This window comes from uncultured Ruegeria sp., assembly GCF_947497005.1.
GTDB lineage: Bacteria > Pseudomonadota > Alphaproteobacteria > Rhodobacterales > Rhodobacteraceae > Ruegeria.
The window spans coordinates 241,601-266,670 of sequence record NZ_CANMFF010000008.1 but is presented as its reverse complement, the minus strand read 5'-3'; the positions used below and the strand labels follow the sequence as shown (position 1 = coordinate 266,670).

Sequence of the window (25,070 nt, the reverse complement as noted above, 5' to 3'; positions counted from 1 at the left end):
TTCGGCTTCGGCTTCGGCTTCGGCTTCGGCTTCGGCTTCGGCTTCGGCTTCGGCTTCGGCTTCGGCTTCGGCTTCGGCTTCGGAATGGTCCTCTTTTACAGGCTCAGTCGGGTCAACAGGCGTATCTTCCTGTTGCCGTTCGGTTTCGACGACGTCATCCGCCTTGGGGTCTTCCACCGGCTTGTTTTCGGTTTTCTTCTTACCAGCCACCGCAATATTCCCCTTATCGAATCCAAATTCAGATGAATAACAGCCCAGGTTAAGTTAGTCGGGGACCACGCCGCCCTCAACCCGCAACACATGTTTCACAAGCTTTTTAACAGCCTTACGCATTTTCTGGGGCGTCGGCTCTTTCGCGATCTTAAGACGTGCATAGTCCAAAGAATAAAGGGGATCGGCCGTGGCCTGACTGATTGCCGCAAGCCAAAGAGGCGCAGATCCAACCCAAACATCGGCAAAATGTCGCGCCGAACGCGGCGAAAAAAGCGGTGCGACTATCGGCAATTTCCCGTCAGCAGCCCCGTTCGCCTCGGATGTTAGCGGCAACAACCTTTGTTGATAGACCGGCTGTTCCCGCACGGTCAGTCCGGATTCGGTCAACCGACCGGCAACGTCACCCCGTGTGTGCTGACCACGAAGATGCAAAAGTGGGGTTTCGGGCCGGCACTTCAGCAGATGTCCTACCAGTTCCTCTGCCGTGGCTCCGACCATCTTGGCCCGCCAGCCAAAGCCTTTCGCCGTACCGGTCGTCACAGGACCGACGCAAAAAGCGGGCAGATTGCGGTCTACGCCTTTTGAGGCCGCCGCATTCACTGCATTGGCCGAAGTAAAGATCAATCCCTGCACACCTCCGACCTCTATTGCATCCGCCGTAGGCCGAATCTCCATAACCGGAGAATAGATGACCTGAACCCGGGATTTGACGCGGGTCGGCAACTGCGCGACGAACCTTTCTGAGGCTGCGCGCGGGCGGGTCATCAACAAATACAACGTGTGCCGCCTTGGCCCTTCAGGATTGTTTGCATCCGCGCAGGGTGATACCCCGCCGTAAGATCATGATGCAACGGATCAGGGTGATGGTGCAAACACTTACGGTACTGGGTCTGGAAAGCAGCTGTGACGACACGGCCGCAGCTGTCGTGCGCCAAACAGAAGGTGCCGAGGCTGAAATCCTGTCATCAATTGTGCATGGCCAAACCGACCTGCACAGTGCATTTGGCGGTGTCGTGCCCGAGATCGCAGCCCGGGCGCATGCAGAAAAGCTGGATGTCTGCGTCGTGCAAGCGCTCGATTCCGCTGGCCTGTCACTGCGTGACCTGGACGCCATTGCCGTCACAGCCGGGCCGGGTCTGATCGGAGGGGTCATGTCTGGCGTCATGTGCGCCAAAGGGATCAGCGCGGGGACCGGCCTGCCACTGGTCGGCGTCAATCACCTTGCGGGTCACGCATTGACACCGCGGTTGACGGACGGAATTGCCTTTCCCTATCTGATGCTTCTGGTGTCGGGCGGCCATTGCCAATACTTGATCGCGCACGGGCCCGAGCATTTCACGCGCCTTGGTGGCACCATCGACGATGCACCAGGCGAGGCGTTCGACAAGACAGCCCGCCTGCTCGGCCTGCCACAACCCGGCGGCCCTTCGGTCGAGGCCGAGGCACGAGCGGGCGATCCCAAACGCTTGCGCTTTCCCAGGCCCCTGCTGGACCGGCCGGGGTGCGACCTGTCTTTCTCAGGATTGAAAACTGCGTTGATGCGGATGCGCGACCAGATTGTGGCCGACAACGGCGGCCTGACCCGTCAGGATCGCGCGGATCTGTGCGCAGGCTTCCAACAGGCCATTGTGGACACACTGGCCGAGAAAACCCGGCGTGCGATTGATCTGTATCTGGAACTCAACCCGATTAATCCCGTGATTGCCGTTGCCGGAGGGGTGGCTGCCAATACGGCCATTCGATTCGCAATAGAATCTGTATGCGTCGAAAAAGGAACCAGGTTCACGGCACCTCCGCTGGCGTTGTGCACGGATAATGCCGCGATGATTGCCTTTGCGGGCCTTGAACGTTTTCGCGCCGGCGCGCGCGACGGGTTGGACCTGACCGCCCGTCCCCGCTGGCCACTGGATCAACGAAGCCCGTCGATGCTGGGCAGTGGCAAGAAAGGGGCCAAGGCATGAGCTTATCAGTTCTAGGTTCCGGTGCCTTTGGCACGGCTCTGGCAATCTCGCTGGCAGGGCGCGGGCCGGTGACGCTGTGGTCTAGGACCGCCAATCAGGCGCAGCAGATGCATGAGACGCGTGAAAACTCCGCTCGCTTGCCCGGTATAGCCTTGCCCGAAGATATCGCCGTAACCGACGACATCGCAGAGGCGACCAAGGCTGAGACAGTCCTCGTGGCCGTGCCGATGCAGCAATTGCGCCGGGCTTTGCAAGACCATGCCCCAAGGCTGTGTGGCAAAACATTGGTGGCCTGCTGCAAGGGGATTGAGCTTTCCTCTGGCCTCGGACCTGTTGCCGTCATCAAGGACATTATCCCGGATGCCCGCATCGCTTTGCTGACAGGGCCAAGTTTTGCCGATGACATCGCGCGCGGCTTGCCCACTGCGTTGACGCTGGCTTGCGATGATTTGGATCTTGGCAAAGCGCTGCAGGCTGAACTGACCACTGCGAACCTGCGTCTCTATCGAACCACAGACACGATCGGGGCTGAACTTGGCGGTGCGCTGAAGAATGTCATCGCCATCGGTTGCGGGGCTGCAATCGGCGCAGCCTTGGGTGACAGTGCCCGAGCAGCGTTAATGACACGCGGTTTTGCGGAAATGCAACGTTTTGCCGCCATGCGCGGCGCGCGTTCTGACACATTGATGGGTTTGTCCGGGCTTGGAGATCTTGTGCTGACCTGCTCCTCAGACCTGTCCAGAAATTATCGTTTTGGCCTAAGTTTGGGTCTGAACCGGCCTTTCGATCGTCACACAACGGTCGAAGGTGTCGCCACTGCCCGCGCCATGTCTGAAATAGCCACCAAGGAAGGGCTGGATATGCCCATCAGCGCAACAGTGGCGGATCTGAGCCACGGCGCTTACAGTGTGACCGAAGCCATCCAAACCTTGCTCAACAGACCCCTCAAGGAGGAATAACATGCTGATCGCCCTCATTGCCCGTGACAAACCCGGCGCACTGCAAACCAGACTGGACAACCGCTCAGCCCACCTGGGCTATATTGAGGAAACTGGTGTGGTATCTCAGGCCGGACCGCTTCTGGACGGTGACACAATGATCGGCTCGTTGATTATCCTCGACGTCGAAGATTTGGCGGCCGCCCAGGTCTGGGCCGATACCGACCCCTATGCAAAGGCGGGATTGTTCCAATCGGCTGAACTGATCCCATGGAAGAAGGTGATCGGCTGATGGCATATTGGCTGTTCAAATCCGAACCCTCGACCTGGAGTTGGGATCAGCAAGTGGCAAAGGGCGACACGGGCGAGGAATGGGACGGCGTGCGTAATTATCAAGCACGTAATTTCATGCGTCAGATGGTTCTTGGGGATCGGGGGTTCTTCTACCATTCGCAAAAGGACAAATCGGTGGTTGGGATTGTCGAGGTCTGCGCCGAGGTCCATCCCGACAGCACCACTGACGACGAGCGGTGGGAATGTGTGGATATCAAAGCCCTGCGGCCCTTTTCAAAACCTGTAACGCTGGACCAAATCAAGAGTGACGAGAGGTTGTCGGACATGGTGTTGGTGAAGAATTCCCGCCTATCTGTGCAACCCGTAACGGAATACGAGTGGACCGTGATCTGCGCCTTGGGCGGGACGCAGCCTGATTGATTTAAAGATCTCGCTCAGGCGCAAAACTTCTCAAATGCCTGACAAAATGTTATCTTTCCGTGGGCTTTGCCGAGTGGGGACTTGTCGAGAGCGTTTTCTGCAATCGTAGACATTTGGCGGTGTTCGAATAGAGTTCGGTCATTCTGGAAAGTATGAACCCATGCCTGACAACGAAGGCAGCGGTGGGACACTCGAAGACGCCGTTGCTGCGAAGACATCACAAACCTGGGAATCGCGCCTGAAAGAGGCGCGTGAAAAGCGCGCGGCGATCCTCGCCAGAGCGCCAGAAGAGGTGCGTGAAGAACCCGAGTTGATATCGTCTGAGACTGAGAATAAGCCGCCGCCGGACGAGCCCGAAATCGAAGAAATCATTTCCGACCGTGTTCGTTCGCTGCATCTGGACGAACCTCAGGCCCGGAAAAAGCCAATAAATCGAACAGCTATGATACTTGCCGCCCTGGTCTGTGGGGCCTTCCTGCAATGGGCGGTGGCAAAATTTGTCGGCGATTGGCGTTCCACAGACGGAGAGGATCCAGCAAGCCTGAACACATCCTCCGAAAACCTTCCGGAAATCGAGGAACTGCTTTCTGACAGAACGCCCGCAGCCGAACATGCGAATCCAACGGATCAGAAGGAAACAATTTCAGCGGGCATTCTTACCGGTTCGGATGAACCTGAGGCCGGGCCCGTTTCCAACCCGCCACATGTCAGTGATCCTGAGGATGCGATCAATAGCACACCTGACGATCCGAATGTCCTGGTTGAGGCAGCTGTAACTGCGCCAGCACCCGCAAAGAGCGTTTCGAGTTCAGAAGACAAACAGATACCGGAACCTGTACCACAGGTTCCGGAACTGGAACCGGAATTGTCTTCGATGCCACCGGCGGTCTTCATTCCAGCACAGCTCGAACCGGCATTGTCGACTTACAACCCTTCGGATGTTCAACCCTTGCTTTCGGTTCCTGTTTTGCTGCCCATTCGGCAACCTAACCCGTTGAACAAGAACAGTATCTTGCCAATATCTCTGCCAAACTTTGATCCCATCCCGCAAGAGATCACCATCGCTGCGGTCCCATATTATGCAGAAATTAAACCGCTCCCGCCTGCGCAATCCCCGATTGACCTGGAAGTCTCTCTTTTTGTTCCGTCAAGAGTTTCGCAAGATGCCAGCAGCCGAGCTTTAGATCTGCTCACGCAAGGGCGGGCAACAGTAGTCGCAACAGCTCGCGTTGGCTTCCGGGTCAAACAGACGCAAGTTCGGTATTATCACCCGGATGATGCGGGAAACGCGGCCCTGGCGGCTGATATACTTGGCGGAGTTGCACGGGATTTTACAAGCTCGGGCAGCAAAACCCGCCCGGGACGAATAGAAGTGTATCTGGCAGGCAGCGGAAGCGGCCCACGTAGGAGTTCGGACCCTCAGCCCACGGAATTCGATAAATTCATTGCGCGCATTCTTAACGAGCTTAGATGAGAATTTAGGGAAGGCCCTGACGATTCAGAACCTTCCCTACCCCCGCGTGCTCCCTACTCACCACACGCGTATGGAAATATCTGGTTCTGACCGTCCTGGTCACAAATTGAACTTAGCCCAACCGAGCCCTGCGTTTCAAACGCCAAGTCCCTAAATTTCAATTCAAATCAAAAACGCCCGCCAAAAAGTCAGCGGGCGCAGCAAGAAACCAAAGCCAGATCAGCTGTAAACGGCTTCTTTGCCGAAATGTTTCGTCAGCATGTAGTAAACCACCGCGCGGTATTTGTTACGCTCGGACATGCCATAGGTTTCCATGGCTTTGCTGATCGCTTCCATCAGCTCGGGACCGTCGGCCAGACCCAGCTTCTTGATCAGGAAGTTATTTTTGACGGTTTCGAGTTCGGAGTCCTGGCTGGCCGCAACAGTCGCCGCATCTGCGTCATAGATCGCCGGACCACAACCAATGGTGACCTTGGTCAGCAGGTCCATATCGGGATCCACACCGCATTTGTTCTTTAGGTCTTCCGCGTATTTGGCAATCAGATCGTCGCGCTTGCCCATATCCTAGTCTCCTTAATCCGTTGATCCGGTACTTTTCACCGATGGCCGAAAGAGTAGCCGCGTCCAGGGTTTTTCTAAAAGGAAAAAAATCCACGATTTCTCCCCCTCAACCAAACTCAGAAATTTTATTGTCGGCAAAATCAACGGCAATACCCCCAGCCGGGGCCTTGCAAGTGGAAATGGTCCGCATGCAAACGGTTGAAATCAGGGCCAAGAACCACACTGAACCAGCCACAGGCTCCGCGCCAGATCTGCCGCAGAAACGCTGCCTCTGGTCCTGCACCCTGCCAGTCGGATAACAAGGTCAGCGTCCGACCATCACCGGTATCCACCCCAATGATATCGATTGAGTCCGCGCGAGCATGGCTGCTCCACCCATTGTCTTGGCCCTGCGCGGTGCGCATGCGACGGCAATTGTAACTGCCGACGTGGCGCATTCGGGTAATGTCAGTCCCAAGCAGGTCCCGCGCAGCGGTTTGCACGACGTGGTGCTCCCACATGGTCAGGCGCAAGGTGGTGGTGCAACTGGTTTCAACATTCTCGATCCGTGATGTCACCAACCGGGACAGAACACCCCGTCCGGTTATGCCGCAGTTCTGATCGACAACCAGATCCTCCTTCGCTGCGAAATGAACGCCGGCTTCCGCCAAAGCGGCCCGGCACTGAACATCATCCGCCAGGGCGCGGTTCAGCTGAAATTTTGTCACTGGTGTGATCGGGGCGGTCACTTTCAGATCGCGCACTGGGTTCCAATGCGATGGCACAGGCGTTTCGGGGTGCGCCAACACCCACCAAACACCACCGCCCAACAGGGTCGCCACAGCCACAAGCCTGAAAATGAAAGACGCCGCCGAGTAAACAAACCGGCGGCGTCCAGAGTTCTGCGTCATAATCAGACGGCGATCAGTAGCGGTAGTGTTCCGGCTTGTACGGACCTTCCGGCTTCACGCCGATATACGCAGCCTGATCTGCATCCATCTGGGTCAGTTTCACGCCAATGCGGTCCAGATGCAGACGAGCCACTTTTTCATCCAGATGCTTGGGCAGGATGTAGACGTCGTTTTCGTACTGATCACCTTTGGTGAACAGTTCGATCTGCGCCAGAACCTGGTTGGTGAACGAAGCCGACATCACGAAGGACGGGTGACCAGTGGCGTTGCCCAGGTTCAGCAAACGGCCTTCGGACAGCAGGATCAAACGATTGCCCGAGGGCAGTTCGATCATGTCCACCTGTTCCTTGATGTTGGTCCATTTGTGGTTCTTCAGGTTGGCCACCTGAATTTCGTTGTCGAAGTGACCGATGTTGCCAACGATGGCCATGTCCTTCATCGCGCGCATATGCTCGATGCGGATCACATCCTTGTTGCCGGTGGTGGTGATGAAGATATCCGCGTTGGCGAGTTCGTCCTCCAACAGGGTCACTTCAAAACCGTCCATTGCGGCCTGCAGCGCGCAGATCGGGTCGACTTCGGTCACTTTCACGCGGGCACCTGCACCGCGCAAGCTGGCAGCCGAGCCTTTGCCCACGTCACCGTAACCGCAGACAACTGCAACCTTGCCGGCCATCATGGTGTCGGTGGCGCGGCGGATACCGTCGACCAGCGATTCTTTACAGCCGTATTTATTGTCGAATTTCGACTTGGTGACGCTGTCGTTTACGTTGATCGCCGGGAACGGCAGATGCCCTTCTTTCACCAGCTGATACAGGCGGTTCACGCCAGTGGTTGTTTCCTCGGACACGCCTTGGATCTGGTCACGCATCTTGGTGAACCAGCCAGGGCTGGCCGCCATACGCTTGGCGATCTGCTTCTTGATCACCTCTTCTTCTTCGGAACCCGGAACCGGGATGACGTCCTCACCCGCTTCGGCACGAGCACCCAAAAGGATGTACAGCGTTGCATCGCCGCCATCGTCCAGGATCATGTTCGGGCCATCTTCGAACATGAACGACTTGTCCAGGTAATCCCAGTGCTCTTCCAGCGTCTGGCCCTTGATGGCGAAAACGGGAATACCAGCCTCGGCAATCGCAGCGGCCGCATGGTCTTGGGTCGAGAAGATGTTGCATGACGCCCAGCGCACATCCGCACCCAACGCCACCAGCGTTTCGATCAGAACCCCTGTCTGGATGGTCATGTGCAGCGAACCAACAATGCGGGCCCCCGCCAGAGGTTTGCTTTCGCCGTATTCCGAGCGCAGGGACATCAGGCCCGGCATCTCGGTTTCGGCAATGTCCAGCTCTTTGCGGCCAAACTCAGCCAATGAAATGTCTTTAACGATATAGTCCCCGGCCATCAGGTGCTCCATTTTCCGGTAAATCACAGTCCCGGCTGCCCCTAGCATTCCTTGGGGCAGGTGGCAACTTTGAAGACTGGTTTTAGAAGCTAGATGGCTGATATCAGCTTGGTGTGCCTTCAATTCTTATCTTTGGTATCGCTTCAAAAAAATCGGTGCCAACGGCGACAATACAACTGATTCCGTTCGCATTGGTTACCAAAACGGTATAACTTCCCGTTTCTTTCGAGGTCCAAACCTCCAATACCGCTTGTGCACCACGTGTTTTTTGCAGGCCGCCAAAGGCTAGTTCCTCGGCATAGCTGTCCTGCAATTTGGCAATGATGTTATCACGCTCTGCACAATTCTGGGCAAAGGCTGGCGGGGCAGTGGCGGCCATTCCGAAGGTCAGGGCAATAGCAAATAAACGTTTGAACATAGGATGCTCCTTTCGATACGTGTTTCAGTTCGAGAGGGGCACACTGGGAGGAGTACGCACCCCCCTCAGTCCTTGATGTCGGGATCGTAACGCACCGTTTCAAAGCACGAATGCTCAAGAAAATGTTGGCAGCATGTGATCCAGACAGGTACATCATACCATAAAAACGCGAATTGAACGTGTCCAACTTCACAAGGCATGGCAGAATGGCAACACAACCCAGAGCATGGCAGAGGATGCTGTCGGGCCGCAGGCTGGACCTGCTGGACCCGACCCCGGTGGATATCGAGATCGAAGATATCGCGCATGGTCTGGCCTTTGTCGCCCGTTGGAACGGTCAGACAAACGGCGATTTCGCCTATTCAGTAGCCGAACATTCGCTTTTGGTTGAAGAGATTTTCGGCCGCATTGCCCCCAAAGCACCCGCGAAATGGCAATTGGCCGCCCTGTTACATGACGCGCCGGAATATGTGATCGGTGACATGATTTCACCGGTGAAATCAGCGGTCGGCCCAGACTATGGCGCATTGGATGACCGTCTGGCGGCGGCGATCCACATCCGGTTTGGCCTGCCTGCGCAAGTACCGGCAACCGTAAAACGCCAGATTAAGAAGGCCGACAAGATCAGTGCCTGGATGGAGGCCACACAAATCGCAGGCTTTTCCGAGGCCGAGGCCACCAAATTCTTTGGTCGTCCGGACAAGGCGGTCATGGCAGGGTTACAGATCACGCTGCGCGCTCCTGTCGAGGTGCGGCACGCCTATACAGCGCGGCATGCAGAACTGATCGTGCAAGTGTAAATGGCGGTGTCAGGATGAACTGAGCTGCTAAAAGAGATGGTGATACAAGTATGAAACAACGGATCTTGCTTGCTGCCAATCTGGTTCTCATCCTCGCTCTTGCAGCCGTTTTGGTCAAATCCGGGTATCTTTCGAAAGCGGTCCGCAAACTCACCGGGACGCATGTTCCGGTCACGGAAACCGATCACTACAAGCGTATGATCTGGCTGCACGAGCGGCCGATTTCTCAGGCGTTGGCTTCACCCGATATTCAGATTGCCTTTATTGGTGATTCAATCATCGAGGGATGGTTGACCAGCAACATCATGCCAAACACGATGAATCTTGGGATCAGCCGCGACACCGCGCCAGGACTGATCGCAAGGGTCAAACCGGAATTGATCGCGCATGTCCCGACATGGTATCTGGGGATAGGGGTCAATGACGCCCTGACGGACACACCCCCGGAAGAGATTCTGGGATACGTTGCCCAGCTGGCAAACGTGTTCAGACCCGCCGACAGGTTGATCTGGCGCGCCGTTCTGCCTGTCACCGCCGCATCCTGGAGCACAGAAAACGAGGCGTTTCGAACCGCCTTCAACACCGCCGCACAACAAACCTGTCAGGATATGGCCAATTGCACTTTTCTGGCTCCGCCGGACGGGTACGGTGAAAACACTGCGGATTGGACATCAGACGGGTTGCACCCCAATGCCATTGGATACCGTCATCTGGCTCAGCAGCTCTGCGCTGAAATTTCATGCCCGCCGCAGCATCCATGAATGGATAATACTGGTGCTGTTCGGCGTGCAATTTAGAGATTGTATGGGGTTTGCAGTCGCCGCGGCTCAACCAAAGATGTAGAAACACAACTTGTTGCCATCCGGGTCGCGCACATACGCGCCATAGAACCTGTCAGGGACACGTTGGCCGGGTTCGCCTTCATCCACAGCGCCTAGGCTGATTGCTTTGTCATAGAGATCCTTGGCGTCGTCCTTGGACTCGGCGGCAAAGGCCACCATGGCACCATTCCCGACGGCGCAGGCGTTGCCGTCGTAAGGTTCACACACCGCAAGCATCGGCGCGTCGGGCGTGTTTCCGATGAATGCGATCCGACCCGCGTCTAGAACAACTTTCGCACCCTTGTCCGCGAAAAGGTTGGTGTAAAAATCCTTAGCGCGCTCCATGTCTGAGACACCAACGGTTACATATCCGATCATAGCAACTTCCTGTTCTGAATTGAGATTTGAGACAGACCGAACAGTCCCGGACAAGACCCAAGGTTACAAATCACTTAACCGTCATCGAAAGTTTTATAGGTTCACCGCGGGCTACGCTTCGCCAAAATCCTCTGCAACGTCCGGCGGTGCATGTTCAATCGCCGCGCGGTTTCCGAGACATTCCGGTCGCACAGCTCATAGACCCGCTGAATATGCTCCCACCGCACACGATCCGCGCTCATGGGGTTTTCCGGTGGTGGGGGCAGTTCGTCGCCCTTTGCCAGCAGCGCGTTGGTGATGTCAGTCGCGTCGGCTGGTTTCGACAGATAATCGGTCGCACCTATCTTCACGGCGGCTACCGCAGTAGCTATCGCTCCGTAACCGGTCAGAACAACAACCCGGCTGTCGGGGCGTTTTTCGCGCAACACTTCAACCACATCCAAGCCGTTGCCATCCTCAAGCCGCAGATCAACTACAGCATATGCAGGAGGTCGAGCGGTGGATATGGCGCGGCCTGCGGCAACGGAACCTGCGGTTTCGACCTCGAACCCGCGTTTTTCCATGGCCTTGGCCAAACGTCTCAGAAACGGCTCGTCATCATCAACCAAAAGCAGGGATTTATCAGGGCCGATGTCAAGCTGAGGGGTGTCTGCCATATGTTAGGTCTTTCCGCTATTTCATGCCTTTGGCTTGACCACGAGTAATAGCAGCGCGGGAACAAAGGTCAAACAACCTTGTTAGGACGCGGCCTGATCCAGAAAGCACCCAACCTTGTCTGCCATCTGCCCGGCCGTGTCATCGCGCTTGAAGAATTCCAGAAACCCATCTTCCGGTGTGACCAGGTATGTAAAGGTGGAATGATCTACCAGATAGTATTCATCGCTTTTGTCATGTGCCTTGTAATAGGTCTTGTAAGCCTTGCTTGCGGCCTTGACCTGCTCAGGCGATCCGGTCAGCGCGATGGTCTTACCGCCAAGGTTAAAGGCATAGTCGGCCATCACTTCGGGCGTGTCGCGATCCGGATCAATTGAGATGAACAGCGGTGTCACCGATTGCCCGCGTTCAGCCAGAATATCGACGGCCTCGGCGTTGCGCGACATGTCGAAAGGGCAGACATCGGGGCAGAACGTATAACCGAAATAAACCAGCGTCGGTTCGGTGATCACGTCTTTATCTGTCACCGCCTCACCCTTGCCGTTCAACAATTCGAACGGTCCGCCAATAGCAGCAGCCCCACCTGCGATCTGGGTGGACCGGCATTGCGCGAACTGGTCACCGGATTCGCTGCCGCGCGTCATAAGCCACATAGCACCAAGGCCAATGACCAGAACAACTGCTGCAAGAATTGCGTATAGGCGGGTCATTTGGATATTCCGGTCACAAGGGGTTGTTGATCGTTTCGACCGGGACACTTATCAAGATGAACAGCCGATGCAACAGGACATAAGCAGCCCATGGCAGAATCCAATCAGACTTTTTGGCGCGGGCAGGAACGGAGCGGCTGGATTCGCCTGCGAACACTGATCCTGTTGCGCTGGGTTGCCATTATTGGCCAGTTCACCGCGATCACCGTTGCCCAAAGATACTATGACGTTCAGCTGGAACTTGGCCTGTGTTATCTGGCCATCGGAATTTCAGTCATGGGCAATCTGACTGCCATTTTGCTGTTTCCGCAAAACAAGCGCCTGACCGAGTTTGAAAACTTCCTGATGGTTCTGTTCGACCTGCTGCAGCTGTCAATTCTGCTGTATCTGACGGGCGGGCTGAATAACCCGTTTGCGCTGCTTCTGCTGGGGCCCGTCACAATTTCAGCCAATGTCATGAGCACGCGGTCAACTCTGATTGTCGGAGCCGTCGCGATTGTTCTGACAACAGTTCTGGCAGAATTTCATCTTCCGTTGCGGACCAGTCTGGGGCTTGTTTTGGATATTCCGGCCATCCTGCTTTTCGGCAATTGGGCCGCCATCATTATCGCCATCGTTTTCATCGGGGCCTATTCCCATCGCGTCAGCTCCGAGGTCCAGTCCATGTCTGAAGCCCTGGCTGCAACGCATATGGCTTTGGCGCGCGAACAGAAGCTGACCGATCTGGGCGGCGTTGTTGCAGCCGCCGCGCATGAACTGGGCACGCCGTTGGCGACGATAAAACTGACCAGTGCGGAACTGATCGAAGAACTGGACGAACGTCCCGAACTGAAGGAAGACGCCGCCTTGATCCGAGAACAGGCCGATCGTTGCCGTGACATTCTGCGCGATATGGGCCGCGCCGGCAAAGATGATCTGCATCTGCGGCAGGCTCCGCTTTCGACAGTGGTGAACGAAGCGGCCGAACCACATGTGGGACGAGGCAAGGTTGTTCATTTTTCCGAAGGCCCAGCGCAGGACGGGGATGTGCAGCAGCCCTCGATCTTGCGAAAACCCGAGATCATCCACGGGCTGCGCAACTTGATCCAGAACGCTGTCGACTTTGCCCGTGCAAATGTCTGGGTCGAGGCCGAGTGGACCGACAGCAGGATCACAGTCAGCATCATGGATGACGGTCGGGGATACCCGTCCCACATGATCGGACGTATCGGTGATCCCTTTATGCGCCGCAGACGGGCTGAATCCGACCAAAGAGCCCGCCCGGAATATGAAGGGATGGGCCTGGGGTTGTTCATCGCCAAAACCCTGCTGGAACGCAGCGGCGCCGAGCTCGAATTCGCCAATGGTTCAGACCCTTATCAGCACCTGACCGACAACCCGAACCGACGCGGAGCAATTGTCAAAGTGTCCTGGCCTCGCAAATTGATAGACGCGCAAAAAGGCGACACTCCGGTGCCTTCGGGTACGAACAAACGCATTCAGGTGTGAATTAAGAGACCGTTAACCAATCGCGCCCATAGTCGGCCCGGATTTCGTTAAGCCTTGGGGAGTTTGATGGCCGATTGGATCATTCTGGCCGCGATCAGTCTTGTTTCGTGCTGTTTTGCCGTTCAATGGCTGTTGCCGCGCCGGGCACAGCGCGACGCGGCTTTTGGTCTGTTTTCAAACACTTCTCTGTTCGATGTCGTGTTCCTGTTCGATGGCGACCAGCTGATCAGCCATTCCGATATCGCGCTGGCCGGATTCGAGCATGTTGAAAACTGGCTGGACTTGCGGCGCCTGCTGCAAAGGGATTTCCCCACTTTCCCCGAAACTCCGGACATGGTGCGTGATCAGGGCAATCTTGTGGTTTCCGCCATAGACTGCACCGTCGAACGCAAGGTGGTGTGTGAGTGGATTGACGGTATCGTCCGCGTGCGTGTTTGCGAGCACGTCAAGACCACCACCGCAGGATCGGGTGCCGCGAGCGAACCAACCCGTCTGGCCATGGATCAGGCCCCTTATCCGGTTTGGTTACTGGATCACAACAATCAGGTGCAATGGTGCAACGCTGCCTATGTCACGCTTGTTCGTAAGGCACGTGATCAGGACGCCGATCTGACTGCGCCTCTATTCTCAGGTCCCGAGGAAACCGCGAGATCTGCCGGAAAAGCACGGGTATCGGTGGATGTGTCAGGTAGCAGCAACAAACTATGGTTCGATTTGACGCAGATCGAACAGGAAAATGGTCACCTGTGTTACGCCGTTGATATCAACGCGATTGTCGAAGCCGAAACCGTCCAGCGCAAATTCGTGCAGACCATGACCAAGACGTTCGCACAATTGTCCATCGGCCTCGCCATTTTTGACCGCAATCGTCAATTGGCCCTGTTCAACCCGGCCCTGATCGACCTGACCACCCTGCCCCCTGATTTCCTCAGCTGTCGTCCCGGCCTCAGCAGTTTCTTCGACCGTTTGCGGGATCAGCACATGATGCCGGAACCCAAGAACTACCGAAGTTGGCGGCGTCAGATGAACGATCTTCTCGAAGCAGCGGAAGATGGAAACTATCATGAGACGTGGTCACTGCCATCCGGGTCGGTCTATTCTGTCAGTGGCCGACCTCATCCGGATGGTGCGGTGGCCTTTCTATTCGAGGATATTACCGCAGAAATTACACTGACGCGTCGCTTCCGGGCTGAAATGGATCTGATGCAGTCGATCCTGGACAAACTGGTGGATTCAATCGCCGTTTTTGCCGATGACGGTACCCTGGCCTTTACCAACTATGCGTATCAAAAGCTTTGGAAAGACGCGCAAGAGGTCGGGTTTCAAACCGAGACAGTCACAGACGTCACGCGACGATGGCAGGATCACTGCATCGCGACACCAATTTTGGGTGAGATTCGGGATTTTGTCGAAATGCGGGACAACCGGGCCGAATGGACAGCTGAAATTCAGATGAGGTCCGGCATCACTGTGATTTGCACCGTCACTCCGGTTCATAACGGCGCGACAATCGTGCGGTTTGCACTGCCCGAGCAACCCGCGAAAATCACCGCGAGGGAACAGATCAGCGCCTGAACCGGGTTGCAGCCAGTAAGGCGCAAGTTCATTGTGGCGCCATGACACAGACCGCCCGATCTCTGACCTTCAAATCCCCTATCGAGACTGCCGAATTCGCAGCGCGTGTCGGGGCGTCTTTGGGCCCGGGCGATGTTTTGCTGCTTGAAGGCTCAATTGGCAGTGGTAAGACACATTTCGCCCGCAACCTCATTCAGTCGCTTCTGCCCGAACCCGAAGACGTTCCCTCACCTACTTTTACTTTGGTTCAGGCCTACGACACTCCGGTTGGCGAAATTTGGCACTGCGATTTGTATCGCTTGAGTGCAGTAGAAGAGGTCGATGAACTGGGACTGACCGACGCTTTTGATGCTGCAATCTGCCTTGTGGAATGGCCAGAAAAGTTGGGTCTGTTGGCCCCTGAATCGGCATTGAAACTGACCTTTGAAACAGACCCTAATCACATAGATTCCCGCCATGTGACCCTGTCCTGGTCCGCTCCGAAATGGGTGGGAAAGCTGGAGAATACCGCATGACAAACAGGACGGTCCTGGCCGAGGCTCTGATTGCGCATACCCCCTGGGCCGGCGCAACGCATGCGCCACTTGCAGGGGATGCCTCAAACCGCCGGTACGAACGGCTGACTGATCCGGTCAGCGGGCGCACTGTCGTTTTGATGGATGCGCCACCCGAAAAAAGCGACGATATCGAACCTTTTGTGCGTGTTGCGGAATACCTTCGTTCTGTTGACCTGAGCGCGCCGGAAATCTACGCCGAAGATACCCAATACGGCTTTCTGTTGCTCGAAGATCTGGGAGACGATCTCTTTGCGCGCGTACTGAAAAAAGACCCAACCAAAGAACGCGAATTGTATCGCGCTGCAACGGATGTGCTGCTCCATCTGCATCACGCGCCGTCTTTGTCCTTGCCGTCTTATGATCCGGCCCTGATGACGGAATTGGCTGCACTAGCCTTCACAAAATATGCAGCTGGCATCTTGGGTGCATGTGACGCAGACGCCCTTGGCCGGTTTGAACACCGTTTTGCGGATATTCTACACCGCGAAACATCCGGTTCGAAAGTGGTCATTCTGCGGGATTATCACGCGGAAAACCTGTTGTGGTTGCCAGAGCGCGAAGGCGTCAAACGCGTCGGTTTGCTGGACTTCCAGTTGGCCATGTTGGGGCATCCCGCCTATGATCTGGTCTCTCTTCTGCAGGACATACGCCGCGACGTTTCGGCCGGGATCGAAATGCAGATGATCAACCATTACATCGCTGCGTCTGGCATGGATGACCATGAATTCCGCACAGCTTACAGCGTATTAGGGGCACAAAGAAACCTCCGTATCCTTGGTGTTTTTGCGCGCCTCGCGACGGATTATGGTAAACCCCATTACGTGGACATGATCCCTGCCGTCTGGGCACATCTGATGCGCGATCTGGATCACCCTGCCCTTGTTTCGGTGGCGTCCCTGCTGCATGAGGCTTTACCCAGACCCACGCCCGAAAACCTGGCCAGGTTGAGAACGCAATGACCGGATCGCAGTATGCCGTCATGCTGTTCGCAGCCGGGTTTGGTACCCGTATGGGCGCGTTGACCAAAGACCAACCCAAGCCATTGATCGAGGTGTCAGGGCGACCACTGATCGACTACGCATTGGATCTGGTCGAAGACATTGACCCTGTTCGCACTGTCGCGAACCTGCATTACCACGCCCATCAGCTCGAAACGCATCTCAGCCCCAAAGGGGTGACGGTATCGCGCGAAGAACCCGAAATTCTGGAAACCGGCGGTGGATTGCGGGCCGCTCTGCCCTTACTGGCCACCAACCCGGTATTCACACTGAACACCGATGCGATCTGGTCGGGTCCCAACCCGCTGTCCCTGTTGCAAAAGGCATGGGACCCAACCCGAATGGACGCGCTTTTGATGTGTGTCCCAACTGCCCAGACCGTGGGTCATGCCGGTGAAGGAGATTTCACCGCCGATCAGGATGGGCGCATCACACGAGGACCAGGTTTAGTGTATGGAGGTGCGCAGATCCTGAAAACCGACGGATTGCACGCGTTTTCACAGACAGCTTTTTCCTTGAACCTGCTCTGGAACCAGATGCGCGATCAGGGCCGCCTTTTCGCAGTCGAGTATCCGGGACGTTGGTGCGATGTCGGCCGACCCGAAGGGATCGCCCTGGCCGAGGGTTTGCTGGTTGATGTTTGAACCCGGCACCCTGCCCCGCGTCTATGCCGTGCCGCCCGGCACAGATTTCCCCAAGGCATTGGTCGATGGTATGCGGCAACGCTCTTCAGGCCCGCCCGAAGCCTTGGCGCGGGTGCAATTGGTGTTGAACACACGAAGAATGGAACGGCGGGTCCGCGACCTGTTCAACCAGGGGCCGCCCTGCCTGTTGCCCCGACTTTCTTTGGTCACGGATCTGGGTGAAAGCGTTGATCTGGCGCAGATTCCCCAAGCCACCCCGCCCCTGCGACGGCGTCTGGAACTGACGCAGCTGGTGGCCAAGCTGTTGGAACAACAGCCGGATCTGGCCGCCCGGTCCTCGGTCTTTGATCTGTCCGACAGTCTTGCCGCACTGATTGATGAAATGCAGGGCGAAGGTGTTTCACCCGAAGCAATCCGGCAACTGGACGTTAGCGACATGTCCGGCCATTGGGCACGGGCGCAGGCATTTATTGGCATTGCAGATCATTTCATCGACACCGACGCGCAGGCAATGGATGCACAAGCCCGACAACGCCGTGTGGTCGATAACCTGATCGCGCGCTGGCAGGTCGATCCCCCGAAACATCCGATCATTTTGGCGGGTTCCACCGGTTCACGCGGAACCACTCTGATGCTGATGGAGGCCATCGCACGCTTGCCGCAGGGCGCGCTGGTGCTGCCTGGATATGATTTCGATCAGCCGGATCATGTTTGGCACGGACTGGACAATGCGCTGACTTCGGAAGATCACCCGCAATACCGGTTCCACAAGCTGATGCAGAAACTGGATCTTTCACCCAATCAGATCACCCCCTGGACAGATCTGTCAGCGCCCTCGCCTGCTCGTAACCGCCTGGTATCTTTGGCTTTACGACCGGCTCCAATCACCGACGCCTGGATGTCAGAAGGCCCGGGGTTGACCGATCTGCCGGAGGCCACTAAAGACCTGACACTGGTCGAGGCGCAATCGCCGCGTGCCGAAGCTTTGGCCATCGCCCTACGCTTGCGGCAAGCCGCTGAATGCGGTCAAACCGCAGCCCTGATCACGCCGGACCGAATGTTGACCCGTCAGGTCAGCGCCGCGCTGGATCGGTGGAACATTGTGCCGGACGACAGTGCGGGTTTGCCGCTGCAACTGTCCCCGCCCGGTCGCTTTCTGCGCCATGTGGCCAACCTGTTCACGCGCCGTCTGGAAGGCGAAGCGCTGCTGACCTTGATGAAGCACCCGCTATGCCATGATGGTGGCGAACGCGGTAACCATTTGCTGCATACGCGTGATCTGGAGCTTGACCTACGCCGCCACGGCCCGCCCTTCCCGGACAGTATAAACCTGACGGCATTTGCAGTGCGCAAAGAAGCGTCCGAAAGCTGGATCAAATGGGTCGTACTTCACTTCTGCGATCAAATGATCACCGGCGAAATGCATCTTGCCGACTGGGTAGATCGGCTCACAACACTGGCCGAGGCGATTTCGGCGGGCAGTTCAGGTGAGACCGGCACGCTATGGGACAAGAACGCAGGCCAGAAAGCTCTGATGGTTCTGAACTCGCTCAGGGACGAAGCGCAGCATGGCGGCCCGATGACCGCACATGACTTTGCCGATCTGCTGGGTGCTCTGCTTGCAGGCGAAGAGGTTCGTGACCGCGATGCGCCGCATTCACACATCATGATCTGGGGCACGCTCGAAGCGCGGGTGCAAGGTGCCGATCTGCTGATCCTCGGCGGGCTGAACGAAGGAAGCTGGCCAGAGGCACCAACACCCGACCCTTGGCTGAACCGTCAGATGCGCGACAAGGTAGGCCTGTTGCTGCCCGAACGCCGTATCGGCCTGTCGGCGCATGACTTCCAACAGGCGGTCGGCGCACCCGAGGTCTGGCTGACCCGTGCGATTCGCTCGGATGATGCCGAAACGGTGCCGTCCCGCTGGTTGAACCGGCTGACAAATCTGCTGCAGGGCTTGCCCGGGCAGGGTGGTCCCGAAGCGCTGGCCGGAATGCGCGTCCAAGGCCAACACTGGCTCAACTGGTCCGAGGTTCTGGAAGACGCGCCACGCGTCGACCCCGCGCCACGCCCATCTCCGCGCCCTCCGGTTGCAGCACGCCCGCGCCGTCTGTCCGTTACTGAAATCAAACGGTTGATCCGTGATCCTTACGCCATCTATGCCAAACACGTGCTGCGCCTGAAACCATTGGATCCGCTTGTGCAGGCCCCGGATGCCTTACTGCGGGGCATTGTGATCCACGAAATCCTTGAACATTTTGTCAAAGACAGCGTGCTCGATGTCGCTTTGCTGACCCGTGAGAATTTCCTGAAACGCGCTCAGAACCTGCTGGACCTGCATGTCGCCTGGCCCACAGCCCGAAAACTCTGGCTGGCCCGGCTGGAGCGAATCGCGGATGATTTCCTGGGCGCCGAGCTTTCGCGCCGGGGCGATGGTGGGCCCGTGGCGTTTGAAGCTGCGATGAAGCTGGTGCTGAGCCCTCTGGATTTCACTATTGTCGGACGCGCAGACCGAATTGATCACAACAGCCGCGGCGCGTTGCGGATCATCGATTACAAAACCGGTGCGCCCCCGACCGAGAGTCAGCAATCCAAATTCGATAAGCAGCTTTTGATCGAAGCTGCCATGGCAGAGCAGGGCGGATTCGAAGGCATTGACCCGATTGACGTCGCAGAAGCCATCTTCATCGGTATGGGCGGCAGTTACAAAGAGGTGGCCGCGCCCTTGGTCAAGGAACCCACTGATAAGGTTCTTGCCGAGCTGAAAGAACTGATTTCTGCCTATTTAGAGCCAGAACAGGGGTTTTCTTCCCGCCGGATGCTGCACAAAGACACAGATTTCGGTGACTATGATCATCTGGCAAGGTTCGGTGAATGGGACCGGACAGCAGAAACCCATCCCGAGGATCTGACATGAGCCCGCGCAACGACGCGACCGAGCGGCAGGTGCAGGCAGCGCGTCCCGATGCGTCGACCTGGCTGGCGGCCAATGCAGGGTCGGGGAAAACGCGGGTTTTGACCGACAGGGTCGCACGTTTGCTGCTGGGCGGCGCCCAGCCACAGCATATTTTATGCCTGACCTACACCAAGGCCGCTGCCAGCGAGATGCAGAACCGGTTGTTTGATCGCCTCGGGCAATGGGCAATGAAAGATAATGCCGGTCTGCTATCCCAACTGACCGATCTGGGCGTATCCGGCGAAATCGACTCGGGCAGGTTAGCGCAGGCGCGCACCCTCTTTGCCCGCGCCATCGAGACGCCTGGAGGTCTGAAAATCCAGACCATTCATTCGTTTTGCGCCTCGCTGCTACGGCGTTTCCCGCTTGAGGCCGGTGTCAGCCCGCAATTCTCCGAAATGGAAGACCGCGCTGCAGCCTTGTTGCGCGAAGAGATTGTCGAGGATTTCGCCGAAGGCCCGCAAGCTACGCTGATCGAGGATGTCGCCCGATTTGTCACCGATACCGGATTTGACAAGCTGACTGCTGCCATCACGCAGAAGCGCAGCCTGTTTACACAGCCTCTTGACTGGCCCGGTCTGTTGAAGCGGTTCGATCTACCGGAAGGCTTTGACGAAGCCACTCTGGCCGGACGGGTGTTTCTGGGCGGCGAGGTCGAGCTGATCCAGTCCATGCTGCCCGCTTTGACTGAAAGCGGCGGCAACAATGCCAAGGCTGCTGCGAAGCTGTCTGGATTCGATGAGGCCCGATTGGCGCATTTACCCATGTTGGAAGGTGTGTTTTTGACCGGTAAAGGAGCAAAAGAACCATTCACCGCCAAAATCAACAGCTTTCCGACCAAAGCTTTGCGCGAAGGCACGTTTGCCGACCGGATGCCGCAACTGGAGGCCCTCATGCTGCGGATCGAGGCGTCGCGCGAACACCGCTTGGCACTGGTTTCCGCCCAGAAAACCGATGTTCTGCACCATTTCGCCGCAACTTTCCTGCCGGAATACGAACGACGGAAACAACTGCGGGGCTGGCTGGATTTCGACGACCTGATCCTGCGCGCGCGGCAGGTGTTGAATGACCCCGCGGTGGCCGAATGGTTGCTGTATCGGTTGGATGGCGGGATCGACCATATTCTGGTGGACGAGGCGCAGGACACCAGCCCGGATCAATGGGATGTGGTCGAGAAACTGGCGCAGGAATTCACCAGCGGGGAAGGCGCCCGATCCGGGGTTGAACGCACGATCTTTGTAGTTGGGGACAAGAAGCAGTCGATCTATTCATTTCAAGGAGCAGATCCGCAGGCCTTTGACCGGATGCAGGAAGAGTTTGGTCGGAAGCTGACAGAATCAGGCTCTAAACTGTGGGATTCCACGCTGGAATATTCGTTCCGGTCCTCCAGCGCGATTCTGTCTTTGGTCGACATCCTGTTTGAAGACCGTACAGATGCGGGGTTTCACAAGGACAGTCTGCACCGCGCATTCAAAGCCGATCTGCCGGGTCGCGTCGACCTGTGGCCAGTAGTTGAAAAGGTGGACGATGCAGAAGAGGGCGATTGGACCGATCCTGTTGATCGGCCCGGTGCCCGACATCACACCGTTATTCTGGCCGAGCAGGTAGCGCAGTCGATCAAGGCCATGATCGAACGCGGGGAGACGATCCCGGAAGACGGTGACAAGCCCGGTCACTTCGTTCGACGCAAAGTACAGCCGGGGGATTTTCTGATCCTCGTCCAGCGTCGCTCGGACCTGTTTGCCGAAATCATCCGTGCCTGCAAATCCGCAGGCCTGCCTATCGCAGGGGCGGACCGGCTGAAGGTCGGTGCTGAACTGGCGGTCAAGGACCTTGCCGCTCTGCTGAACTTTCTGGCCACGCCCGAAGACAGCCTGTCGCTGGCAACGGTTCTGAAATCGCCTTTGTTCGGATGGTCCGAACAGCAGCTTTTCGATCTGGCGCACAGACGGCAGGAACAATTCCTTTGGGCCGCGTTACGCAATCGTGCGGACGAGTTCCCCGAAACATTGGCCATACTGAACGATTTGCGCGGCCAGATCGACTTTCTGCGCCCTTATGATCTAATCGAACGTATCCTGACCCGCCATGACGGGCGGCGAAAACTGCTGGGTCGACTAGGGGCCGAAGCAGAAGACGGTATTAACGCTCTGTTGTCTCAGGCGCTCGCGTATGAGCGAACGGATATCCCCAGTTTGACCGGGTTTCTGGTCTGGATGCAAACCGATGATCTGGAAATCAAACGGCAGATGAGCGGTGTCGGTAACATGATCCGTGTGATGACTGTGCACGGATCAAAAGGGCTGGAAGCTCCGGTCGTCATTCTGCCCGATACGGGCAGGCGCCAGCCGCCACGTGATTCCGAGATCATGGTGGCTGGCGGAACACCGTTATGGAAAGTTTCGGCAGATGCTTCGCCAAGCCTGATCACTCAGGCCCGGGACGAGGCGCGCAACCGCGAGGAAAATGAACGGCTGCGGCTTCTGTATGTCGCTCTAACACGGGCTGAAAAGTGGCTGATTGTGGCCGCTGCCGGCGAGCTGGGGAAAGACGGCAACAGCTGGTATCAGTTGGTTGAGGCGGCGATGGAGCGCGCCGGGGCAGCCCAATTGCCCACTTCCGATGTCCGACGCTTGTCCCACGGGGATTGGGAAGCGCTGCCTTTGGTCGATCAGCCTCAAGCTGTCGCTGAGCGGATCGATCTGCCCGACATATTCCTTCGCGCCGCACCGGAACCGGTTGAGCCTGCAAGCGCGCTCAGCCCTTCGGATCTGGGTGGGGCCAAATCTTTGCCCGGTGATACCGGTTTGGATGAAGACGCCGCCAAACAGCGAGGAACCCGCCTGCACCTGCTGCTGGAGCACCTTCCCACAGCGGCACAGGACCTTTGGCCAGCGTTATGCGCCCGGTTGCTACCCGATATGCAGGACGCGGTCCGGCAAGAGCTTTTGAATGAGGCCGCATGTGTGCTGACTGCGGAAAACTTGCAACCCGTCTTCGCACCTGACACTTTGGCCGAAGTGCCCATCACTGCCGATTTGAGCGGGCGGCGGATGCACGGGATCGCCGACCGCCTGATCGTATCCGAAACCGAGGTGCATGTGATTGATTTCAAATCAAATTCCATTGTTCCGAACCGGGCTTCAGATTGCCCGGAAGGCCTGCTGCGACAGATGGGGGCGTATGCTCGGGCGCTGGCGCAGATCTATCCGGACCACAGCATTCGTACCGCAATTTTGTGGACCCGAACGGCAAGCCTGATGTGGTTGCCACACGATCTTGTGACAGATGCATTGACCCGCACCCAGATATCTTGACCTTCCCCTAAGCGGCACCTACGTTCTGTTCCCAAGATTACCCCATTCAGGAGACAGAATATGTCGACCGTAGCCGTTACTGACGACACCTTTGACGCCGAAGTCAAAAACTCGACCGTTCCCGTGGTCGTGGACTTCTGGGCTGAATGGTGCGGCCCCTGTAAACAAATCGGCCCCGCGCTGGAAGAACTGGCTGCCGAGTATGGCGACAAGGTTAAAATCGCCAAGGTAGATGTAGACAGCAACCCGAACGCTGCGGCGGCGATGGGCGTACGTGGCATCCCGGCGCTGTTCATTTTCAAGGACGGTCAGGTTGTTTCGAACCGCGCAGGCGCTGCCCCCAAAGCGGCCCTGCAAAGCTGGATCGAAGAATCCATCTAATCTGGTCCTAACAGATTGTCCCAAAGGCGCCTCAGATCGGGGCGCCTTTTTTGTTGAAGACATCGGAGAAACCAATGGCAAAAACGCGGGTCCTTGTAGAGTTCGGTATGGGTACATCCCTGCGCCGAATGGATTATACCGAGGCATCGCTGCGGGCGATCAAGGATGCACTTTGGCATAACTCGATCAACATGGCCGAATTGTTTGGGTTTCCGAAAGAAGCGATGATCATTGACGCCGAGATTGGGGTGCAGCAGCCGGATCAAGTGGATATCGAAGCTCTGAATGCTGTCTTCCCCTATGGTCAGCCTAATATCACCGTCACAAAAGGCGGGCTGGATATCGAAAAGCCGCATAGTGACGGGCACACGGTTATCGCCAACGCCGCCCTGATCGTTTCCTTCGACATGGAGCCCGCACAATGAGTGAAAAACGCATTATTCTGGAAATGGGGACGGGAAACGATCTTTACGGTCAGGATTATACCAAGGCCGCCCGCCGCGCAGTGCAGGATGCGCTGCATCATTCCTCGATCACGCTGTTTTCCAAATTGGGCATCGATCATTCCGAAATGCGCGTCATTGTGACGATCGGTGTACAGGCACCTGAAAAAGTGGATTGCGAGCTGGTTGCCTCCGACCTGCCGCGGGGCAGGGCTGAAGTGCGTGCAGTTAAGGGTGGACTGGATGTTATCGATGAAGAAGCCGGCACACGGCACGTTGTTGCAACGGCCGCAATTGAGGCGTTTCTGCTCGATCTGGCTGGAAAATACGTTCGAAGCTGAACAAAAAAAGCCGCTCGGAATTCCGGGCGGCTGTCTCGAATTGGTGATCCGTTGGAATGATCAGAGTTTGGCGATATCCGCGCGGCTCAGACCGATATCGTCCAGCTGGGCGTCGCTCAGGTCCGACAGAAGTCTGCGGGTTTTGCGGGATTCGTACCAATCGACAACAGTGTTGACGACGTTGGTGAACGCGTCCGCCACGTGCAGGATGGTAGCTGCTCCGAGCGGCGCATGGATGTTAGCTGTGGTTGCCATGTGCGCAGTCCTTTGTGAAGAAACAGCCGACCCTTTGTCGGTTGTGAGCCTCATGTAGTCCCGCGCAACCAGACTCACAATTGCTAGTCCGGTAACCCCGAATTGCATTTCTTGCATATCTTTTGGGCGGTTTTAGAACGGGTTGCGTCAACACCGCGCCCAGCCCATATATAGCGCCAGT

Annotated in this window: 26 protein-coding genes and 1 pseudogene; 17 read left to right on the top strand and 10 right to left on the bottom strand. The window is 56.9% G+C overall.

Annotated features, from left to right (window positions below; genetic code table 11):
* Positions 1 to 210, bottom strand: a pseudogene (locus Q0816_RS13785) (hypothetical protein); the annotation flags it as partial.
* Between the two features lie 54 nt (positions 211 to 264).
* The gene (locus Q0816_RS13780; RefSeq protein ID WP_298851467.1) at positions 265 to 978 is read right to left on the bottom strand and encodes a uroporphyrinogen-III synthase; all 714 of its coding nucleotides are present in this window, start codon (positions 976 to 978) and stop codon (positions 265 to 267) included.
* Between the two features lie 98 nt (positions 979 to 1,076).
* On the opposite strand from Q0816_RS13780, the gene tsaD reads away from it, so the two are divergent.
* The 5 genes from tsaD (at position 1,077) to Q0816_RS13755 (ending at position 5,300) form a co-directional block, all read left to right on the top strand.
* The gene (gene tsaD / locus Q0816_RS13775) at positions 1,077 to 2,174 is read left to right on the top strand and encodes a tRNA (adenosine(37)-N6)-threonylcarbamoyltransferase complex transferase subunit TsaD (protein WP_298851466.1); all 1,098 of its coding nucleotides are present in this window, start codon (positions 1,077 to 1,079) and stop codon (positions 2,172 to 2,174) included.
* Positions 2,171 to 3,133, top strand: coding sequence for an NAD(P)H-dependent glycerol-3-phosphate dehydrogenase (locus Q0816_RS13770; protein ID WP_298851464.1), 963 nt, complete (start codon positions 2,171 to 2,173; stop codon positions 3,131 to 3,133). The genes tsaD and Q0816_RS13770 overlap by 4 nt, the downstream gene beginning before the upstream one ends.
* Before the next feature lies 1 nt (position 3,134).
* Positions 3,135 to 3,404 carry a YciI family protein gene (locus tag Q0816_RS13765; protein ID WP_298851463.1) on the top strand — a complete coding sequence of 90 codons (270 nt, stop codon included), beginning with the start codon at positions 3,135 to 3,137 and terminating at the stop codon, positions 3,402 to 3,404.
* Positions 3,404 to 3,826 carry an EVE domain-containing protein gene (locus tag Q0816_RS13760; protein ID WP_298851462.1) on the top strand — a complete coding sequence of 141 codons (423 nt, stop codon included), beginning with the start codon at positions 3,404 to 3,406 and terminating at the stop codon, positions 3,824 to 3,826. Before Q0816_RS13765 ends, Q0816_RS13760 begins: the two co-directional genes overlap by 1 nt.
* Before the next feature lie 160 nt (positions 3,827 to 3,986).
* A complete protein-coding gene (locus Q0816_RS13755) occupies positions 3,987 to 5,300 on the top strand; it encodes a hypothetical protein (protein ID WP_298851461.1) in 1,314 nt (437 codons plus the stop codon).
* Positions 5,301 to 5,519: 219 nt separating this feature from the next.
* On the opposite strand, the gene Q0816_RS13750 is transcribed toward Q0816_RS13755, so the two are convergent.
* The 4 genes from Q0816_RS13750 to Q0816_RS13735 all read right to left on the bottom strand — a co-directional run bounded on the left by Q0816_RS13750 (position 5,520) and on the right by Q0816_RS13735 (position 8,571).
* Positions 5,520 to 5,861, bottom strand: a complete 342-nt coding sequence (locus Q0816_RS13750) for a DUF2853 family protein (protein WP_298851459.1) — start codon at positions 5,859 to 5,861, stop codon at positions 5,520 to 5,522.
* Positions 5,862 to 6,001: 140 nt separating this feature from the next.
* On the bottom strand, positions 6,002 to 6,751 hold the full coding sequence (locus Q0816_RS13745) for an extensin family protein (protein ID WP_298851456.1): 750 nt from the start codon (positions 6,749 to 6,751) through the stop codon (positions 6,002 to 6,004).
* A 13-nt stretch (positions 6,752 to 6,764) separates the two neighbouring features.
* Positions 6,765 to 8,153 carry an adenosylhomocysteinase gene (ahcY, locus tag Q0816_RS13740; protein ID WP_298851454.1) on the bottom strand — a complete coding sequence of 463 codons (1,389 nt, stop codon included), beginning with the start codon at positions 8,151 to 8,153 and terminating at the stop codon, positions 6,765 to 6,767.
* A gap of 103 nt (positions 8,154 to 8,256) precedes the next feature.
* A complete protein-coding gene (locus tag Q0816_RS13735; RefSeq protein ID WP_298851452.1) occupies positions 8,257 to 8,571 on the bottom strand; it encodes a hypothetical protein in 315 nt (104 codons plus the stop codon).
* 206 nt (positions 8,572 to 8,777) lie between these two features.
* Between Q0816_RS13735 and Q0816_RS13730 the strand changes: the two genes are divergently transcribed.
* On the top strand, positions 8,778 to 9,371 hold the full coding sequence (locus Q0816_RS13730; RefSeq protein WP_298851450.1) for an HD family hydrolase: 594 nt from the start codon (positions 8,778 to 8,780) through the stop codon (positions 9,369 to 9,371).
* Positions 9,372 to 9,421: 50 nt separating this feature from the next.
* Complete coding sequence (locus Q0816_RS13725) at positions 9,422 to 10,132, top strand: GDSL-type esterase/lipase family protein (protein WP_298851448.1); 711 nt, start codon at positions 9,422 to 9,424, stop codon at positions 10,130 to 10,132.
* A 66-nt stretch (positions 10,133 to 10,198) separates the two neighbouring features.
* On the opposite strand, the gene Q0816_RS13720 is transcribed toward Q0816_RS13725, so the two are convergent.
* The 3 genes from Q0816_RS13720 to Q0816_RS13710 all read right to left on the bottom strand — a co-directional run bounded on the left by Q0816_RS13720 (position 10,199) and on the right by Q0816_RS13710 (position 11,934).
* Complete coding sequence (locus Q0816_RS13720; protein WP_298851446.1) at positions 10,199 to 10,570, bottom strand: VOC family protein; 372 nt, start codon at positions 10,568 to 10,570, stop codon at positions 10,199 to 10,201.
* Positions 10,571 to 10,671: 101 nt separating this feature from the next.
* A complete protein-coding gene (locus Q0816_RS13715) occupies positions 10,672 to 11,226 on the bottom strand; it encodes an ActR/PrrA/RegA family redox response regulator transcription factor (protein WP_298851444.1) in 555 nt (184 codons plus the stop codon).
* 81 nt (positions 11,227 to 11,307) lie between these two features.
* Positions 11,308 to 11,934 (bottom strand): SCO family protein, encoded by a 627-nt coding sequence (locus Q0816_RS13710; RefSeq protein ID WP_298851441.1) that lies wholly within the window; start codon positions 11,932 to 11,934, stop codon positions 11,308 to 11,310.
* Between the two features lie 90 nt (positions 11,935 to 12,024).
* On the opposite strand from Q0816_RS13710, the gene regB reads away from it, so the two are divergent.
* The 10 genes from regB (at position 12,025) to Q0816_RS13660 (ending at position 24,634) form a co-directional block, all read left to right on the top strand.
* Positions 12,025 to 13,422: a sensor histidine kinase RegB gene (regB, locus tag Q0816_RS13705; protein ID WP_298851439.1), complete on the top strand. Its 1,398-nt coding sequence runs from the start codon at positions 12,025 to 12,027 to the stop codon at positions 13,420 to 13,422.
* Positions 13,423 to 13,488: 66 nt separating this feature from the next.
* Entirely contained in the window at positions 13,489 to 14,997 is a 1,509-nt protein-coding gene (locus Q0816_RS13700) for a PAS-domain containing protein (RefSeq protein WP_298851437.1), read from the top strand.
* A 41-nt stretch (positions 14,998 to 15,038) separates the two neighbouring features.
* Positions 15,039 to 15,512, top strand: a complete 474-nt coding sequence (gene tsaE / locus Q0816_RS13695) for a tRNA (adenosine(37)-N6)-threonylcarbamoyltransferase complex ATPase subunit type 1 TsaE (protein ID WP_298851435.1) — start codon at positions 15,039 to 15,041, stop codon at positions 15,510 to 15,512.
* Positions 15,509 to 16,513: a phosphotransferase gene (locus Q0816_RS13690; protein ID WP_298851433.1), complete on the top strand. Its 1,005-nt coding sequence runs from the start codon at positions 15,509 to 15,511 to the stop codon at positions 16,511 to 16,513. Before tsaE ends, Q0816_RS13690 begins: the two co-directional genes overlap by 4 nt.
* The gene (locus tag Q0816_RS13685) at positions 16,510 to 17,196 is read left to right on the top strand and encodes a nucleotidyltransferase family protein (protein ID WP_298851430.1); all 687 of its coding nucleotides are present in this window, start codon (positions 16,510 to 16,512) and stop codon (positions 17,194 to 17,196) included. The genes Q0816_RS13690 and Q0816_RS13685 overlap by 4 nt, the downstream gene beginning before the upstream one ends.
* A complete protein-coding gene (gene addB, locus Q0816_RS13680; RefSeq protein ID WP_298851428.1) occupies positions 17,189 to 20,113 on the top strand; it encodes a double-strand break repair protein AddB in 2,925 nt (974 codons plus the stop codon). The genes Q0816_RS13685 and addB overlap by 8 nt, the downstream gene beginning before the upstream one ends.
* Positions 20,110 to 23,469, top strand: a complete 3,360-nt coding sequence (gene addA, locus Q0816_RS13675; protein WP_298851426.1) for a double-strand break repair helicase AddA — start codon at positions 20,110 to 20,112, stop codon at positions 23,467 to 23,469. Before addB ends, addA begins: the two co-directional genes overlap by 4 nt.
* 60 nt (positions 23,470 to 23,529) lie before the next feature.
* A complete protein-coding gene (trxA, locus tag Q0816_RS13670; protein ID WP_298851422.1) occupies positions 23,530 to 23,850 on the top strand; it encodes a thioredoxin in 321 nt (106 codons plus the stop codon).
* Between the two features lie 74 nt (positions 23,851 to 23,924).
* Entirely contained in the window at positions 23,925 to 24,275 is a 351-nt protein-coding gene (locus Q0816_RS13665; RefSeq protein WP_298851420.1) for a Lin0512 family protein, read from the top strand.
* Positions 24,272 to 24,634, top strand: a complete 363-nt coding sequence (locus Q0816_RS13660; protein WP_298851418.1) for a Lin0512 family protein — start codon at positions 24,272 to 24,274, stop codon at positions 24,632 to 24,634. The genes Q0816_RS13665 and Q0816_RS13660 overlap by 4 nt, the downstream gene beginning before the upstream one ends.
* Before the next feature lie 60 nt (positions 24,635 to 24,694).
* Here Q0816_RS13660 and Q0816_RS13655 read toward each other — a convergent pair whose 3' ends face one another.
* Positions 24,695 to 24,889, bottom strand: a complete 195-nt coding sequence (locus Q0816_RS13655) for a DUF1127 domain-containing protein (RefSeq protein ID WP_298851416.1) — start codon at positions 24,887 to 24,889, stop codon at positions 24,695 to 24,697.
* Positions 24,890 to 25,070 lie beyond the last annotated feature (181 nt).